This window comes from Desulfovibrio sp. JY (genome assembly GCA_021730285.1).
Lineage (GTDB): Bacteria > Desulfobacterota > Desulfovibrionia > Desulfovibrionales > Desulfovibrionaceae > Solidesulfovibrio.
On sequence record CP082962.1, the window covers coordinates 2,123,423 to 2,139,457 of the forward strand.

A 16,035-nucleotide genomic window follows, 5' to 3' on the forward strand; every position below is an offset into this window, starting at 1 on the left:
GGACCCCCCTTCCAAATACCATGTTGGCCTCGACCCTCAAACTGGCTGATAGTGCCAGTAAACGTGCGTCTGGGCACAAACGAGGCGAGGAGACCAACATGGCAGGACAAGCGATATCCCAACTTCAGGCGTTTGTAGAGGCTTCTCAAGGTCGATCTTTTTTTGTCGGATTGGATATCCATAAGAACAGTTATTCTGTGGCATTGCGCCGCGTTGATGGGGCTGTCCACACCTTGGTGCTATCGGCGAGCCCGCAGGCTTTGATCGACAAATTGGCCGCGTTGGGCATCACCGTGGCCATGGCGGCCAGTGAATCCGGGCCAACCGGATTTCACTTGGCCAGGGCGCTTACCAAAGCGGGCATCCCCAACTTGGTGGCGGCTCCCAGCCGTATTCCCCGCCCCGTGATCTGGGGCGCAAAAACAGATCGGCTCGATTGCGTCAAATTGGCCGATTACGCCGCCAAGGGGATGCTGCGTCCCATCGCCGTACCGACGGAAGAACAAGAAGCGCAGAGGAGTCTGGAACGCCGGCGACACGACTTGGCCGACGACCTGCGTCGTGTGAAACTTCGCATCCATTCCCATCTGCTTTTTTTGGGCCTCACCGAACCTCCCAATCTGAAATACTGGAGCAAGGTCGCTGTAGCGTCCCTGCTTAAACTGCCCATGCATCAAGCCGCGCGGTTTACCCTGGAAAGTTATGTGCGAGAGATGCACGCCATCACGAGGGAATTGGTTCTCGTCGAACAGCAACTTGAGACCATTTGCCGCCAAACTGAGCATGACAAGGTCATCAAGTGTCTGCGCACCGTGCCCGGTGTGGGGCCGATCATCGCCGCGACATTCCGCCTGGAGTTGTTTCAGCCGGAACGTTTCAGCCGGGCCGAAGAGGTGACAAGCTATCTGGGACTTGCGCCCATGGTGCGCCAGAGCGGCGAAAGCAAGGGCCGGGCCAGGTTGCGGCCGGTGGGGCAGACAAAACTGCGAAGTCTTTTAGTGGAGGCGGCCTGGAAATGGCGCGCACACGATCCGAAGGCTCAGGCCTGGTATCACAAGCTGCTGGGGAAAAGCGGCTTGGCCCAAAAGGCCATCACAGCCTTGGCCCGAAAACTGGCCATCATTTTGTGGCGGCTGAGCCTGGAGAAAAGAGCGTACCGATTTGAGCCAGTCGTAGCGTGAAACGGCGGCGGGCGAGAATCACGCCGGCTCTGTGAAGCCCCGCGCTCCTTACACGCCAAGAGGGTATTGCAGCGCCAATAAGGACCTGTGGCAACGAACGGGGAAGACTGAAAGCCTAACAGCCAACAATTTTTCGGATTGGTCGCGGAAAAGTCTGGCCGCATGGCGGCGTTTCTCAAATGGCGAAAATCCGAAAACTACCGAATCGGTACTTGGCGCTTCGGGCGCGAATAGGAAACGGGCGGTTAGACTGCATCAGCCGGCTTGACTTCGGGCCACATAGGAAAGACTTTTAGCGGTTACAGAATATCAATCGTACGTTCTGTACCCGTTATAAACTTTAGGAAGGGGAGATCGCGAGAGGGGAGAACCCTTTTCAAAGGGTTTCCCCTCTCGCATTCTTCTTTTTCTTTCTTTCTTTCTCTCTTCACACACGCGTGCGCAGGATGGCGCCGAGGCCCGTTTCGAGGATAGGGCCGGTGGTGATGGCGTGGGGCGTGTCGTCGGGCACGTTGGAGCCCATGGACGGGGAGAGGCGTTCGATGGCGGCGTGGTCGTTGGCCAACTGCGCCACCATGTCGGCGGTGGAGCTGCCGTCGTAGCGGGTCAGGTAGGCGGCCCGTTCCCACATGCGGTCCGATATGGACATGGTTTTCTCCCGGATGGTCTTGGTTGCTACATAACGCGCCTTTCCCCCCCGGGCAAGGGATTGTCGACATATCGGCGATGTGGGCAACAAGTGTAACCGGGGTGTGCAAGATATGAAATGCCGGGTGGCCGAGGGCGCTGCCGCATCGGACTGTCATGCGGATTGAGTTGTAAAAACGGCCTGTTAGGGGTTTTGATTTCGGACGGGCATGGTTGGCATGGTTCTGGCTTGTAACAAGAAAACCAGAATCACACAGGAGGTACGCCATGAAGCGTCTTCTGAGCATCCTCGCCCTGACCTGTTCCCTGGTCGTCGCCGCCGGCACCGCTTCCGCCCTGACCGTGGCCGGACCGGGGTTCGCCGTAAGCGTTCCGCTCTACGTCGGCGTTGCCCCTGCCCCGGTCTATGTGGCGCCGCCCCCGCCGCCTGTCTATGTGGCTCCGCCGCCTGTCTACGTGGCTCCGGCCTATGTGCCGCCCCCGGTATGGGTGGGACCGGCCTATGTGCCGCCGCCGGTATGGGGCGCGCCGCGTCCGTACCGGGCACGGCCGCGTCCGGTGGCCGTGATGCCGCCGGTTGGTCCCCGGCCCTTCGGCCCCGGGCCTGTTGGTCCGCGTCCTCGCTAGGGCGGCAGGTAGTCTGTAATGGAAAAAACGCGCGGTCGAGTTTTCGGCCGCGCGTTTTCTTTTCAGATGCCTTCGGCCCGGGCCATCGCTTCCCGGGCTTCCCCGTCCCGTCCCTGGGCGGTAAGGGCGCGGGCCAGCGCCTGCCAGAATTCCGTCCGCTCGGGCCGCAGGGCCACGGCTTGCCGGGCCATGGCCTCGGCGATGGCCGGGTCCTGGCCCTCCTTGAGGTAGAGCCGGGCCATGAGGTGGAGCGACACCGCGTCCTTGGGGTCGTGGAGCAGGGCCTGATGCAGGTATTCCCGGGCTTCCTCGTTGCGGCCGCGCTTGAAGGCCAGCCGGGCCAGGTGGCGCAGGGTCTGGGGCGCGCCGCCCGGGGCGGCCATGGCCCGCTTGTAGTATTTGAGCGCCGGGGCGAAGCGCTTGTCCTCCTCGGCCATGCGCCCGAGCCGCAGCAGGCTGTAGACATGTCCGGGATTGGCCCGCAGGCATTTCTGGAAGGCCTTGCGGGCATCGGCGTTTTCGCCCAGCCGGCGGCAGACGCAGCCGAGGTTGTACAGGGCCATGGTGTTCTTGGCGTCGCGGGCGATGACCCGGTCGAATTCGCAGCGCGCCTTGTCCAGCCGGCCGAGCCGGGCCAGGCAGATGCCGAGCGAGTTGCGGGCCAGGGTGTTGGTCTCGTCGGCCAAAAGCGCCTGCTTGTACTCTTCCATGGCCGCGTAGATGTCGCCCATGGTGAAGTGCCGGTCGCCGCTGACGGTCAGCGACAAGGTGTCGAAGACGGCCGTCTTGGGGCCGGTCGGCAGGAGCAGGGCGTGGTCCAGGGCCTTGCGGCAGTTTTCCGGCACGTCGGCCCGGGTGTAGTTGAGAAACGGATAGCCGGCCACGCCCACGGCCGCCGTGCCGCCGAGGCGTTCGCCAAGGCCGGCCAGCACGGCTTCGGCGGCCTCGGCCAGCCCGGCCGGATCGCGGTCGGGCAGGTAGAAGACGAGCTTGGACGAGCTGAACCGGCCGCCCACGGCGGTCTGGCCGAAATGGGTCCGGCACACGGCTGCCGCCTCGGCCACGTCCGCCTCGGCCGGACGCCCGGCGCGCGGTTCGGACGACGGGTCGGGCAAAAGCACCAGGGCCATGGAAAACGTCTGGCGTTTCTCGCGGTCGGCGGTGGTCTGGCGCAGGAAATCCGCATGGGGGAAAAGGCCGGTGGCCGGATCTTTCTTGGGCGGGCCGTCCGGCGCGCAGGCATGGGAAGCCTCGTCGGATTCCGCCGCGAGCAGCAGCCGGTCCCCGGGCTCGATGGCCCAGCCCGGATCGTTGCACTGGAGCGTCTCGGCGAAGGCCAGATCCTCGCCCACTTCCAGCAGGGCGATTTCGCCCTTGATCATGGTGGGGGAGCGGCCGGAGACGCGTTCGCCGTCGGATCTGCGGATGTCGTGGGCGCCTTCGTGGCGCGGCGACCAGACCAGGAAGCGTTGCCCGGCTTCGGCGTCCACGAAGCGGCCGAGGCTTATGGCATAGCGCGACAGGGGCAGCGCCTCGAGCACCACGCCGCCCTCGGCCAGGATGCGGTGAAAGGCCATGGCCTGGTTGCGGCCGAGATCCTTGGCCACGGCCAGGGCTTTTTTGGCCTTGCGCAAAAGCACCCGGGCCTGTTCGGCCGGCGGGGCCACGAACTGGCCGCCGCGCATGTCCTGGGGATAGGCCACGCAGCCGGCGCTGGCCGTGATGGCGTGGCTTTCCCCGGTGGCTGGCGTCTCGAAGGTCAGGCGCGAGACCTCCCGCACGATGCCTTCGGCCGCCTCCCGGCAGCGCGAGGCCGTGGCCCCGGGCAAAAAAAGCCCGAAAAGGTCGTCGTGAAGCCGGGCGGCCAGCCCGCCTTCGGGGCACAGGCGGCGCAGCAGCGCGCCGGCTTCGGCCAGATCGCCCTCGGCCGCGACAAAGCCGTGCCGGGCGGCCAGCCGGCTGAAATGGTCCACATCGAGGACCACGAGCCCGAATCCGCCCCGAAGCCCGGTGAGCCCGGGATCGACCAGGCTGGCCGAGCCCGGTAGGATGCGGTCCTGGACCAGCTCGATTTCCCGGGTGACGGCCGCGATCAGGGCATCGGCGTTGGCCAGGCCCGTCAGCGCGTCGCTTGTGGCGGCCCGGGTCAGCCGGATTTCCTCCAGGGCCATGGCCGCGATGCGGGGCAGAAGCGCCAGCATGGTGCGCGGCGCGCCAAGGCCCGCTCCCCGGGCCACGAACACGCCAAGCAGCCTGCCCGCCCCGGCCAGGGGAATGAGCACCTTGCGTTCCGCCGGCAGATGCACGGCCTGGTCGTGGCCCGGGCCGAAGCCGGCGAGCAGGCCGTCGTCGTCGCGGGGAAAAAAGAGGCTGTGGGTTTTGAAGGAAAGAAACCGGGCGAAGACGTCCCGGAGAAACTGTTCGTTTGCGATGAGGTCACGCTGCGTGACGGATGCCGCCGGCATTGCCGCTCCCTTGCTGACTGTCTGAATGGGGCTTTTCTCTACCGTTGACGCGGCGGGAAAACAAGCGCGGACCGGGCGGCCTGCGGCGTCCCCTTGACGGGGGGCGGCCGGAAACGGCACTGCTTGCCACAGGCGGCGTCCGGCACGCTGTGGCCGGGCGGTCATCCACGGCCACGGGCCGGCAGGCGCGGCAAATCGTATGGGAGGGTCATGCGGCATGGACATCAAGACGTTTCCGATAGGTCCCCTGGAGACCAACTGTTACCTCGCGGTCGCGGGGAGCGCGGCCATTGCCGTGGATGTCGGCGGCAAGCCGACGGCGGTAGCACAATTTCTCAAGGAAAAAGGGCTTTCCCTCGAGGCGGTGCTGCTCACCCACCTGCACTGCGACCACCTTTACGGCGTGGGCGAGCTGGCCGGGGCCTTTGGCGCGCCGGTTTTCGCCGGAGCCGCCGACGCGCCGCTTCTGGAAACCGAACTGGGCCATGGCGGACTCATGGGCCTGCCCCAGGTGCCCGAATTTACCTACGAGCCCATCGCCCCCGGCGGGCGGACCCTGCTCGGCCAACCCTGCCGGGTGCTGGCCACCCCCGGCCATTCCCCGGGCAGCCTGTCCTATTATTTCCCCGAGGCCGGGGCGATTTTCGTCGGCGACCTGCTTTTTTACCGCTCCATCGGCCGCACCGATTTCGACGGCGGCGACTACGACCAGCTCATGACCTCGGTGCGCGAAAAGATTTTTGCCCTGCCGGCCGTCACGGCCGTCTATCCCGGCCATGGCCCGGCAACGACCATCGGTGACGAGATGAAGCACAATCCGTTTTTTTCGGAGTACGCCCGGTGACCTCCGGTCCCGCGGCTACGGTGTTTTTGTGCGGCCCCAGGGCCGGCGGCAATGCCGACGCGGCCGGGCGGGCCTTTGCCCGGGGGCTCTGGGATCAAGGCATCGCGGCCCAGGTCGTGGCCTTGCGCGACGAACGCATCGCCCCGTGCCGGGGCTGCGGCGCCTGTCTCGCTCCCGGTCACCGCTGCCCCCTGGATACGGAAGGCGACGCGGCCGAGGCGCTTTTCGCCCATGTCCGCGAATCTCCGATCCTGGCCTTTGCCGCGCCCATCTACTTTTACCACGTGCCGGCGCTTTTCAAGGCGTTCATCGACCGGGCCCAGCGCCATTGGGCCGTGCGCTACGCCGCCGGGGCCGGCGAGGTCATGCCGCCCGTCCTGCCGGAGGTCCGCGTCCTGCTGGTTGCCGGCCGGCCCCGGGGCGAAAAGCTCTTTGCCGGGGCGCTGCTCACCCTCAAGTATTTTCTCTGGCCCTTTTACCGCACCCTGGCCGAACCGTGCCTGTTCCGGGGCTATGACGCGCCGGGTGATCTGGCCGGCGACGTCGCCGCCGTGAAACAGGCGGTCGGGTACGGCCGGGATGCCGCCCATGGGGCTTTTTAGGGCCGGGCTGCCGCGTCTGGCCGGCTGGCTCGCCCGGGCCATGCTGCTTGCCTGCGATCGGTGTCAGGCCTGTTCGGGCCTGCTGCCGGCCCGGGCCGGACCGCATCCGGTGTGTCCGTCGTGCGCCGTGAGCCTGGCCCCGCGCCTGGGCGGCTACTGCCCCCGGTGCGGCGAGCTTGCCGCCGATCCCGCCGCGCCGCCGCAGGTCTGCCCCGAATGCCTCCGCCAGGGCCGCTCGTGGGACGGTTTCGCCTTTCACGGCCCGTACGAGGGGCTTTTGCGGGACATGGTGCTGGGGTTCAAATTTCACGGCCGACTCGGCCAGGGCCGGATCCTGGCCGGACTGGTCGCCGACGCCTACACGCGCGCCGCCGCGCGCTGTGGCCCCGGGTCCATGGACCCGGCCGGGCCGGACATCATCGTGCCCGTGCCGCTTTACCCCAGACGCCTGGCCTGGCGCGGCTTCAACCAGAGCCTGGAACTGGCCCGGGAACTCTCGCGCCGGCTGGACCGGCCCATCGTTACAAACGCCTTGGCCCGCATCCGCGACACCACGCCCCAAAGTCAGCTGCCCGGCGCCAAACGCCTGGGCAATATCCAGGGGGCCTTTGCCGCGATGCCGGAGATCGTCTCCGGCCGGGCCGCGCTGCTCGTCGACGACGTCATGACTACCGGAGCCACCGTGGAAACCGCCGCGCGCGCCTTGCTCCTGGCCGGGGCGACCCGCGTGGATGTGGTGGTGGTGGCGCGGTAGGGGGAGGGGAAGAGGGTGCGAGAGGGGAAACCCTTTAAAAAGGGTTCTCCCCTCTCGCGCTCTCCCCTTCCTAAAGTTTATAATTGGACAAGGGTGTTCGGTTAATACTGTATTATTATTGAAATTCTTTGGAAGGGGGGCCCGGGGGGAAACTTTTCTTCAGAAAAGTTTCCCCCCGGTATGCCGCCTCTGCTAGACTCCATCTGGAAACGACAAGGAGTGTGCATGCCCCGAAAGCCCTTCCCTGGCGCGGACGATCCGCTTTGGTTCAAGGACGCCGTCATTTACGAAGTCCACATCAAGGCCTTCATGGACGGCAACGGCGACGGCATCGGCGATTTCCCGGGCCTGACCAGCCGGCTGGACTACCTGGCCAGCCTCGGCGTCAACACCCTGTGGCTTCTGCCCTTTTATCCGTCGCCGCTACGTGACGACGGCTACGATATCGCGGACTATTACGGCATCCACCCCGACTACGGCACGCTCAAGGATTTCAAGGAATTCCTGCGCCAGGCCCACGCCCGGGGACTGCGGGTCATCACCGAGCTCGTGGTCAACCATACCTCCAAGGACCACCCCTGGTTCCAGCGCTCCCGGGCGGCCAGTCCCGGATCGGTCTGGCGCGACTACTACGTCTGGAACGACACCCCGGACAAATATCGACAGGCTCGCATCATCTTCAAGGATTTCGAGTACTCCAACTGGACCTACGACCATGAGGCCAAGGCCTATTACTGGCACCGCTTCTACTCCCACCAGCCCGACCTCAACTACGACAATCCGCGCGTGTGCAAGGAAATCACCCGGGTCATGGATTTCTGGCTGGGCCTTGGCGTGGACGGGCTGCGCCTGGACGCCGTGCCCTATCTGTACGAGCGCCGGGACACCAACTGCGAGAATCTGCCCGAGACCCACGCGTTTCTGAAAAAACTGCGGGCCCATGTGGACGGACGGTTCAAAAATCGCATGTTCCTGGCCGAGGCCAATCAATGGCCCGAGGACGCGGTGGCCTATTTCGGGGACGGCGACGAGTGCCACATGGCCTACCACTTCCCGATCATGCCCCGCATCTTCATGGCGCTCATGATGGAGGACCGCTTTCCCGTCCTCGACATCATGGAGCAGACGCCGGCCATTCCGAAAAACTGCCAGTGGGCCATGTTCCTGCGCAACCATGACGAGCTGACCCTGGAAATGGTCTCCGACGAGGAGCGCGACTACATGTACCGGGTCTACGCCAAGGACCGCAAAGCCCGCATCAACCTGGGCATCCGCCGCCGGCTCGCGCCGCTGATGCTCGGCAGCCGCCGCCGCATGGAGCTCATAAACTTCATCCTCTTTTCCTTTCCCGGCACGCCGATCATCTACTACGGCGACGAGATCGGCATGGGCGACAATTTCCACCTCGGCGACCGCGACGGCGTGCGCACCCCCATGCAGTGGAGCCCGGACCGCAACGCCGGCTTTTCTCGGGCCAATCCCCAGAATATCTACCTGCCCGTGGTCATCGATCCGCAATACCACTACGAGGCCGTCAACGTGGAGAACCAGGAGGCCAACCTGTCCTCCTTTCTGTGGTGGATGCGTCGGGTGATCGCCATGCGCAAACGCCTGCCGGCCATGGGACGCGGGGAAATCGAATTCCTGCGGCCGGACAACAACAAGGTTCTCGTTTTTCTGCGTTGCCACGAGGAGGAGACGATCCTGGTCGTGGTCAACCTGTCGCGGTTTTCCCAGGTGGCCTCCCTCGACCTGTCCCGCTTCGCCGGGGCGTCGCCCTTGGACGTCTTTTCCGGCACGCAGTTTCCGACCATAACCGAGGCCCCGTACGTGCTGCCGCTGGGGCAGTACGACTATTACTGGCTGCGGCTCACGCGCGACGACGCCGCCGTGGCCCTGGACGCCGCCCCGGCCCCCTATGTGGAGTTCGGCCAGGCCTTAAAAAGCATCCTGGGACCCAATGAGCGGGCGGTCCTGGCCGAAGATCTGCTGCCCGGCCACGCCCGCCGGGCCGGGCTTGCCGGCGTGCGCCTGCCCGCCACCCAGCGGGTGGAGATTCTCGACGCCGCGCCTGTGGGCCCGCGCGGGCTGCTCGCCTGGCTGCTGCTGGTCGAGGCCCACGCCATCACCGGCGAAACCCGCGCCATGCCGTTTCTCCTGGCCCTGGTCTCCGGCGAGGAGGCCGCCGCCGTGGCCCGCGAGGACCCGCAGTCCGTGGTGGCCCACATCACCCATGCCGGCAGGGAGGGCACGCTGGTCAACGGGTTCGTGCTGCCTCAGCTTCGCGCCTGGTGGCCCGAGGCGCTACGGCGCAAGGCCAGGCTTCGCGGCCCGGCCGGGGTGCTGGCCGCGCTGCCCGAACCGGGATTCCCTCGCGAATTGTGTTCGGACGGGGTCTGTCCGCCTTCGCACATGTTCCACGACGGCCAAAACAACGTCATCATGGCCTACGACGGCAAACTCTTCTTCAAGTTCTACGCCGCGCTGGACTCCGGGGCCCACCCCGAGGCCGAGCTGTTGCGCCATCTCGAAGCGGTGGGCTTCGACCATGCCCCGATCCTGGCCGGCGTGTTCGAATACCGCCCCAAGTCCGGGGCCGAGCCCATGGTTGTGGCCACGGTGCAGGAATACATCGCCGACGCCCGGGACGCCTACGGCTACAGCCTTGAGCACCTGACACGGTATTTCGAGCAGCGCCGGGCCATGCCCGAGGATGCCGACACCCTGGCCACAGGCAATATGCTTGATTTCGGCATGGCCAAGTCCATGGCCGGTATGGCCGACGAGTTTTATCTGGAGATGGCCAGGCTCCTTGGCCGGCGCACGGCCGGGATGCACCTGGCGCTGTCGGACGGCGGCGGAGCGTTTTCCCCGGAGCCCTTTACCAAACTCTACCAACGCTCGGTCTACCAGGCCATCCGCAACAGCATCCGCCAGGCCACCAACATCCTGTCCAAGCACATCGACTCGGTGCCGGCGGTTCTGCGCGAGGACGCCGCGCGCATCATCGACGCGGAAAGCGAAGCCCTGGCCGCCATCTCCGGACTGCTGTCCCGGGTGGTGGATACCGTCAAAATCCGTATCCACGGCGACTACCGCCTGGAACAGCTGCTTTTTACGGGCAAGGATTTCGTGATTGTGGACTTCGAGGGCGATCCCAGGCGCACCCTCGGCGAACGCCGGCTCAAACGCTCGGCGCTGCGGGACGTGGCCGGCATGTTCTACTCCTTCTACGCCGCCGGCGAGGAAGGCGTCAGTCGCCATGCCGCCACCCACCCCGAGGACAGCGGCCGTTGCGCCGGCTGGGCCTGGCCCTGGGCCGAGGCGGTCTCCCGCGCCTTTTTCGGGGCCTACGCCGCCGCTGTCGGCGATTCGCCCATTCTGCCGCCGCGCCGGGCCAGGCTGCTCCTGCTCAAAAGCTTCCTGCTCGAACGCTGCTACGACGCCCTGGGACAAGCGGCCGTCAACCGCCCGGACCGCATCGGCGCGCCGCTTTCCTGCATACGGTTGGTGTTGGCGCTTAAATAAGGAGGAGAAGGAACCGGGGGAGGGAACCCTTTTTTGAAAAAAAGGGTTCCCTCCCCCGGACCCCCACCCTCCCCAAAAACTTTAAAGGGGGTTGATGGGGGAGGAATATCTTTTGAAATTTCGGGCAGTAAAATTCCCTATCCCTTCGCCCCGAAGGGGCGACGGCGTGGTGGCGGCGGAATTTGATTGGGACGAGCCTGCCGCGAAGCGGCGGCACCGTCCCGGCAAATTCCGCCGCCATCTTCTCCACTCTCCGCCCTCCCGCCAAACCAGCCCCATCCCCGCCCGGCCAAAGCCGAGAAGGGGGGCCCGGGGGGCCCGTGGCCTCCCGGCGGAGTGCAGAGGCAGAGCCTCTGCCGGGGTCTGGGGCAGCGCCCCAGCCAGCCTGCGTCCGCCTGCTCAGGCCTAGCCGCCAAGCGGCAGGCGGACGCGGAACACGGTGCCGTCCTCGCGGGTGGAGGAGAAGTCCACCGCGCCGCCGAGGTAGCGTTCGGTGAGGAGTTTGATGCTGTAGGTGCCGAGTCCCCGGCCGAGTCCCTTGGTGGAAAACGAGCGGTTGAAGATGCGCATGCGCACGCTTTTGGGGATGACGGCGTCGTTTTGCACCCAGAATTCCACCCAGGTTTCGCCCGGGCGGCAACCGAGGCGCACGACGCCGCCCGGAGAGGTGGCTTCCAGGGCGTTTTTGATCATATTGCCGAGCACCCGGCGCAACAGCACCGGGTCCGAATCGAAGGTCACCTGGGAGCACTCGTCGCACACCTCGATCCGTTTTCCCTTGGCCTGTTCCGAGTTCTGGAAGGTCGCTTCCACCACTTCCAGCATGTCGCAGGAGCGCAGGGTGGTGAAATTGGTTTCCAGCTCGTTGGTCTCGGCCGCGAGGAGCTGCTTCTGGTAAGTGATCTCGTCGGTCAGATGGGCCATGGCCCGGTGGATGAGCTGGGCGTCGGGGCGCAGGTCCTCGGGGACCTCTTCGACCAGAAATTCCATGAGTCCCTGGAGGCCGCCCACGGTGTTGAGCATGTCGTGGAAGAAGATGCGTTCCAGGCTGCGCCGCCGGTGCTCGTGGCTGACGTCGGTAATGGAGAAGATGATGAATTTTTCCGCGTCGAAGGCCAGGGGGGAGGAGGACACGCGCAGGTCGAGGGCCTCGATCTTGCCGCCGTCCTCGCGGTTGATGTTGCATTCCTGGATGTTTTCCCGGCCGGCCAGACCGAGCAGGATGGAGCGCACGGCCCCGCAGTGCACGCAGAATTCCCCGGTGCCGCAGCCGCCCGGGGCGCTGGCGGCGTGGACGCAGCGAAAGGCCTCGCCCGGCCGTTTGCCGAGCGCCTCGCGGATATCCGTCACCCCGATGGCGTCGGCGAATTTTCGGTTGCCGAAGACCACCTGGCGGCAGCGGTTGAGCACCATGGAGATGACCGGCATGGCGTCAAGGACGCCCGGGATCTCGTGGTTGGAGAGCACCGCGAATTGGCGGTGGACTTCCTCTGCGGCGGCGCGCTCGGCCGGGGCGAAACAGGTCGGGTCGGGGGCGGGCATGGGCACTCCTGGCTGGTATGCTGCATCCGTATTGTAGGAAGATGGGGTCGAATGTAAAGCCCTGCCGCTCGCTCCTCCCGGGCCTTGAACAAACCGGCCGTATCTGCTCTTGTGGGCCGCTATGATGCGACGCCTTGTCCTGACTGATTTCATGGCCCATGCGCACACGGTTTTCGAATTCGCGCCCGGGCTTACCGTGCTCACCGGCCCCAACAACACCGGCAAATCCGCCGTGGTCGAGGGACTGCGCTGTCTGGCCCAGAACCCGACCCCGCGCCACTGCATCCGCCATGGCGCCCGCGAGGCCCGGGTGTCGGCGGAATTCGACGACGGCACGGTGGTCACCTGGGTGCGCCGGCCCAAGTATGCCCTTTACGAGCTGACCCGTCCGGGCGCTAAGGAGCCGGAAGTCTACGCCAAGTTCGGCCGCACGCCGCCCGAGGACATCCTGGACGTGCTGCGGCTGTCCCCGGTCCCCATCGAGGGCGGCGACCCCGTGGACGTGCATATCGGCAACCAGCGCGAACCGGTTTTTCTGCTCAACCAGCCGGGCTCGGCGCTTTCCGGATTTTTCGCCGCCTCCACCGAGGCCGCCCACCTGATCGCCATGCAGAACCTGCTGACCGATCGGACGCGCAAGGCCAAGACCGAGAAAAACCGGCTGGACAAGGAACTGGCGTCCCTGGCCGCTTCGCTGGACACGCTTTCCCCGCTGCCGGAACTGGAGTTGCGCCTGGAGCAGGCAGTTGCGGCGGAAGGCGACATCGCCGGCAGGGAGCGGGAGGCGTCGGGCCTTGCCGACTGGCTGGCGAGGCGTCGCGAACTGGCCGGGAGCATCGACCGATGCGAAAGGTCCGGCCGGGCGCTTTCCCGGCTGACCGGCCCGCCGGAGCTTACGCCGACCGCGCCCTTGGCCGGGCTTGTGGCCGCCCGGGAAACGCTGGCCCGGCGCATGGACCGGGCCGGACGTCGTGGCGGGGCGCTGGCCTCCCTGGCCGCGCCGCCGGCGCTTGTCGATACGGCCGGGCTGGCCGGGCGGGTCCGGGATTTGGTGGCGCTCCGTGGGGCGCTTGCCCGCACCGAAAAAAAGGCGGCCGCCGTGGCCGGGCTTGCGCCGCCCGGGGAACTGGCCGATGTGGCCGGACTCGGCGCGCTGGTGCAAGATTTGAAAGGCGTGCGGGACGGGTTGCGCTCCCTGGGCGGTCGGGCGAAAATTCTGTCACGTCTTTCCGGGCCGCCGGAAACGGCCGACCTCGCGCCCCTGGCCGCTTTGGCCGCCTCGCTCCAGGCGGCCCGGCGGGCCGTTTCCACGGCCAGGACCGCCGCCGTGGCCAAGGCCCGGGCGTTGGAAGAGCTGACGAGCCGCATCGCCGACAGGCTGGCCGCGCTCGGCTCCTGCCCCTTGTGCGGCGGCGCGCTGACCCCGGATGATTTTCTGGGCGCGGGACATGCCCACGAGACGAAGCCGGAGGGCGCGTCATGAATCTGCCCACCATCGAGGCCACGGGGCTTTTGTGCATCCCCGATCCGCACATTGCCGCAACGCCCCCCATGCAGCGCCTGGAATCCTACATGGACGACGTGCTGCAAAAGCTTGCCGCCTGTCTGGACCATGCCGTCCGGGAGAAGCTCGTGCCGGTGATCCTCGGCGACCTGTTCCACTGGCCGCGCGAGAACCCGAACACACTGATCGTGGCGCTTATCGAGCTTTTCCGGCCGCACCATCCCTTTGTCCTGGTCGGCAACCACGACAAGTACCAGGCGCGCTTTACGCCCGACACGTCCCTGGCCGTGCTGCGCGCGGCGGACGTGGTCACGGTGCTCGACGCGCCGGGGCTGTTTTTGCGCCTCGTCACCCCCACGGGCCCGGCCGTCGTCGGCGCGTCGCCCGACGGTTCGCCGCTGCCCGCCGCCGTCGAAAAGGAGGCCGGGGAGACGAGCGTGTGGCTCACCCACCATGGCATCGGCTTTCCCGACGCCGAGGACCGCCATGTGCGCATCCACGAAATCGCCGGCCTGGACTGGGTCATAAACGGCCACCTGCACCGGCCGCACCCCACGGTCGTTTCCGGGGCCACCCGCTGGGCCAACCCCGGCAACATCACGCGCCTCAAATTCACGCGCAAAGCCATGACCCGGGTGCCGGCGGCCTCGGTCTGGCGGCCGGGCGCGGACGACCTGGAACACTGGCCCGTGCCGTACCGCCCCTTTGCCGAGGTGTTTCCGGATCAGGAATTCCCGCCCGAGGAGGCTGCCTCGCCGGAGTACAAGTCCCGTTTTCTGGAAGGGCTGTCCCGGCTGGCCTGGCGGCGCACCCGCGAGGGGGCGGGGCTCGGGGAATTCCTGCGCGCCAATCTCAACCCCGAAAGCCCGGAGACGGAAGTCATCTGGGAACTTTACCGCGAGGTCACCCATGCCGGCAAATAACCGTGCCGCAAACGACGCCGACGCGCATCTCGAGCGCGAACTGGCGGGACTCAAGGCCCAGTACGAACGCCTGCGCGACGACAAGGTCCGCGCCGAACAGGACCTGACCCATCTGCAAGGCCAGCTGGCCGAGCTTTCCGCCCGGGCCAAGGCCGAATACGGCACGTCCGATCCGGCCGAGTTGGAAGCGCTTCTGGCCCAAAAACGTGAGGAGAACGGCAAGCTCGTGGCCGCCTACCGGGAACACATCGCGGCCGTGCGCCGCGACCTGGAAGCGGTGGAAAACGCCTTCGGCGGGGAGTAGGGCGGGGCTTATTCCTCTTCTTCGTCGTTGCCGGCGATCCACTGCTTGCGGCGGAAATAAATGGCCATGCCGGCGACCGTGGCCACCATGAACCCGATCAGGGCGTACACGCCCCAGTCCGTGGATTTAAACGGCAGGTTGTCGAAATTCATGCCGTAAAAGCCGACCAGGAAATTGAGCGGCAAAAAGATCGTGGCCACAAGCGTCAGGTACTGGCCCACGGCGTTCATGCGCAGCTCCGCCTTGGTCATGGACAGGCCGACCATTTCCGAGAGCATCTCGCGCAACGTCTCCACCGCGTCGAGCACCTGATACACGTCCTGGCGGATGTCGTTCCATAAAAGCGCGGCCACGGCATCGGCCTCGTCGGTTTCGCCTGGGCCGTCGGGCCGCGTGCGGCTGAGCATCTCCCGAAGCGGCCAAAGGGAGCGGTGCAAAAACAGCACCTCCCGCTTGAGCCGGTAGGTTTCGGTCAGGGTGTCGCCCCCGCCCGCGCCGGAGAGCACCTGCTGTTCCAGCTCCTCGATGTCTTCGGCCAGCCGCCCGAGCGTCAGGATGTATTCGTCCAGGGCCGCGGCGATCAGCGCATGGACAAGTTGTTCGCGTCCCCGCCGGGCCGGTTTGCAGCCGCCCTTTTCCAGGCGCGCCGCCAGGGCGTCCCACAAATTGGCCTCGCGCTCCTGAAACGTCAGCACGAAGCCGTCGCCCGAGGCCAGACACACCTGCTCGGCCAAAACCCGCTTGTCCGCCTCGTCGTAGCCCAGAAGCCGCAGCAGGATGAACACGATGGATTCGTATTCCTCGATCGCCGGGCGATGCCCCGTGTCCAGGATGTCGTCCACCAGCAGCGGATGCAGCCCGAACCGTTTGGCCACGGCGCGCACGAACGCCTCGTCATGCACCCCGATGACCCGCACCCAGTGGACCCTGCCCGGCTCGAGCACAGGCTCGTCCCCGGTCAGGGCGTCGTAGCGGCGGACGGTAACGGACGCGGCGTCATAGGCGTAGACCATGACGCAGGGCGCAAACGTCGGCCGCGCCGGAAAGGCGTTTTCGCCAGTGGCAAGCCCGCCGGCTCCCCGGGACCGTTTCTTGAAGCGCTCCAGCATGCCC

General features: G+C 66.3%; 13 protein-coding genes. 9 read left to right on the forward strand and 4 right to left on the reverse strand.

The genetic code is table 11. The features are described from left to right. Positions 1 to 98 precede the first annotated feature (98 nt). Positions 99 to 1,181, forward strand: coding sequence for an IS110 family transposase (locus tag K9F62_09440; GenBank protein ID UJX42875.1), 1,083 nt, complete (start codon positions 99 to 101; stop codon positions 1,179 to 1,181). A gap of 427 nt (positions 1,182 to 1,608) precedes the next feature. Here K9F62_09440 and K9F62_09445 read toward each other — a convergent pair whose 3' ends face one another. Further along, a complete protein-coding gene (locus K9F62_09445; protein ID UJX42876.1) occupies positions 1,609 to 1,830 on the reverse strand; it encodes a hypothetical protein in 222 nt (73 codons plus the stop codon). A 266-nt stretch (positions 1,831 to 2,096) separates the two neighbouring features. On the opposite strand from K9F62_09445, the gene K9F62_09450 reads away from it, so the two are divergent. Further along, positions 2,097 to 2,456 (forward strand): hypothetical protein, encoded by a 360-nt coding sequence (locus K9F62_09450; GenBank protein UJX42877.1) that lies wholly within the window; start codon positions 2,097 to 2,099, stop codon positions 2,454 to 2,456. Between the two features lie 62 nt (positions 2,457 to 2,518). Here K9F62_09450 and K9F62_09455 read toward each other — a convergent pair whose 3' ends face one another. Beyond that, entirely contained in the window at positions 2,519 to 4,921 is a 2,403-nt protein-coding gene (locus K9F62_09455; GenBank protein ID UJX42878.1) for a tetratricopeptide repeat protein, read from the reverse strand. A 217-nt stretch (positions 4,922 to 5,138) separates the two neighbouring features. Between K9F62_09455 and K9F62_09460 the strand changes: the two genes are divergently transcribed. The 4 genes from K9F62_09460 to treS all read left to right on the forward strand — a co-directional run bounded on the left by K9F62_09460 (position 5,139) and on the right by treS (position 10,649). After that, the gene (locus tag K9F62_09460) at positions 5,139 to 5,765 is read left to right on the forward strand and encodes an MBL fold metallo-hydrolase (GenBank protein ID UJX42879.1); all 627 of its coding nucleotides are present in this window, start codon (positions 5,139 to 5,141) and stop codon (positions 5,763 to 5,765) included. Then, entirely contained in the window at positions 5,762 to 6,367 is a 606-nt protein-coding gene (locus K9F62_09465; protein ID UJX42880.1) for a flavodoxin family protein, read from the forward strand. Before K9F62_09460 ends, K9F62_09465 begins: the two co-directional genes overlap by 4 nt. Beyond that, on the forward strand, positions 6,354 to 7,121 hold the full coding sequence (locus K9F62_09470; protein ID UJX42881.1) for a ComF family protein: 768 nt from the start codon (positions 6,354 to 6,356) through the stop codon (positions 7,119 to 7,121). The genes K9F62_09465 and K9F62_09470 overlap by 14 nt, the downstream gene beginning before the upstream one ends. A gap of 225 nt (positions 7,122 to 7,346) precedes the next feature. Next, entirely contained in the window at positions 7,347 to 10,649 is a 3,303-nt protein-coding gene (gene treS / locus K9F62_09475) for a maltose alpha-D-glucosyltransferase (GenBank protein ID UJX42882.1), read from the forward strand. 405 nt (positions 10,650 to 11,054) lie between these two features. Here treS and K9F62_09480 read toward each other — a convergent pair whose 3' ends face one another. After that, complete coding sequence (locus tag K9F62_09480) at positions 11,055 to 12,191, reverse strand: HAMP domain-containing histidine kinase (GenBank protein UJX42883.1); 1,137 nt, start codon at positions 12,189 to 12,191, stop codon at positions 11,055 to 11,057. 121 nt (positions 12,192 to 12,312) lie between these two features. On the opposite strand from K9F62_09480, the gene K9F62_09485 reads away from it, so the two are divergent. The 3 genes from K9F62_09485 to K9F62_09495 are packed head-to-tail and all read left to right on the forward strand — an operon-like array spanning position 12,313 to position 14,922. After that, positions 12,313 to 13,674 carry an AAA family ATPase gene (locus K9F62_09485; GenBank protein UJX42884.1) on the forward strand — a complete coding sequence of 454 codons (1,362 nt, stop codon included), beginning with the start codon at positions 12,313 to 12,315 and terminating at the stop codon, positions 13,672 to 13,674. Next, positions 13,671 to 14,618 (forward strand): metallophosphoesterase, encoded by a 948-nt coding sequence (locus K9F62_09490; GenBank protein ID UJX42885.1) that lies wholly within the window; start codon positions 13,671 to 13,673, stop codon positions 14,616 to 14,618. The genes K9F62_09485 and K9F62_09490 overlap by 4 nt, the downstream gene beginning before the upstream one ends. Next, positions 14,605 to 14,922 carry a hypothetical protein gene (locus K9F62_09495; GenBank protein ID UJX42886.1) on the forward strand — a complete coding sequence of 106 codons (318 nt, stop codon included), beginning with the start codon at positions 14,605 to 14,607 and terminating at the stop codon, positions 14,920 to 14,922. The genes K9F62_09490 and K9F62_09495 overlap by 14 nt, the downstream gene beginning before the upstream one ends. Before the next feature lie 8 nt (positions 14,923 to 14,930). Here the strand turns inward: K9F62_09495 and corA are convergent, their stop codons facing one another. Then, positions 14,931 to 16,031, reverse strand: a complete 1,101-nt coding sequence (gene corA, locus K9F62_09500; protein UJX42887.1) for a magnesium/cobalt transporter CorA — start codon at positions 16,029 to 16,031, stop codon at positions 14,931 to 14,933. Positions 16,032 to 16,035: the final 4 nt, after the last annotated feature.

Excerpts from the sequence above, each read along its gene's own strand:
- K9F62_09440 (UJX42875.1), top strand. The coding sequence starts at position 99 with ATGGCAGGACAAGCGATATCCCAACTTCAGGCGTTTGTAGAGGCTTCT.
- K9F62_09445 (UJX42876.1), bottom strand. The coding sequence starts at position 1,830 with ATGTCCATATCGGACCGCATGTGGGAACGGGCCGCCTACCTGACCCGC.
- K9F62_09450 (UJX42877.1), top strand. The coding sequence starts at position 2,097 with ATGAAGCGTCTTCTGAGCATCCTCGCCCTGACCTGTTCCCTGGTCGTC.
- K9F62_09455 (UJX42878.1), bottom strand. The coding sequence starts at position 4,921 with ATGCCGGCGGCATCCGTCACGCAGCGTGACCTCATCGCAAACGAACAG.
- K9F62_09460 (UJX42879.1), top strand. The coding sequence starts at position 5,139 with ATGGACATCAAGACGTTTCCGATAGGTCCCCTGGAGACCAACTGTTAC.
- K9F62_09470 (UJX42881.1), top strand. The coding sequence starts at position 6,354 with ATGGGGCTTTTTAGGGCCGGGCTGCCGCGTCTGGCCGGCTGGCTCGCC.
- treS (UJX42882.1), top strand. The coding sequence starts at position 7,347 with ATGCCCCGAAAGCCCTTCCCTGGCGCGGACGATCCGCTTTGGTTCAAG.
- K9F62_09480 (UJX42883.1), bottom strand. The coding sequence starts at position 12,191 with ATGCCCGCCCCCGACCCGACCTGTTTCGCCCCGGCCGAGCGCGCCGCC.
- K9F62_09485 (UJX42884.1), top strand. The coding sequence starts at position 12,313 with ATGATGCGACGCCTTGTCCTGACTGATTTCATGGCCCATGCGCACACG.
- K9F62_09490 (UJX42885.1), top strand. The coding sequence starts at position 13,671 with ATGAATCTGCCCACCATCGAGGCCACGGGGCTTTTGTGCATCCCCGAT.
- K9F62_09495 (UJX42886.1), top strand. The coding sequence starts at position 14,605 with ATGCCGGCAAATAACCGTGCCGCAAACGACGCCGACGCGCATCTCGAG.
- corA (UJX42887.1), bottom strand. The coding sequence starts at position 16,031 with ATGCTGGAGCGCTTCAAGAAACGGTCCCGGGGAGCCGGCGGGCTTGCC.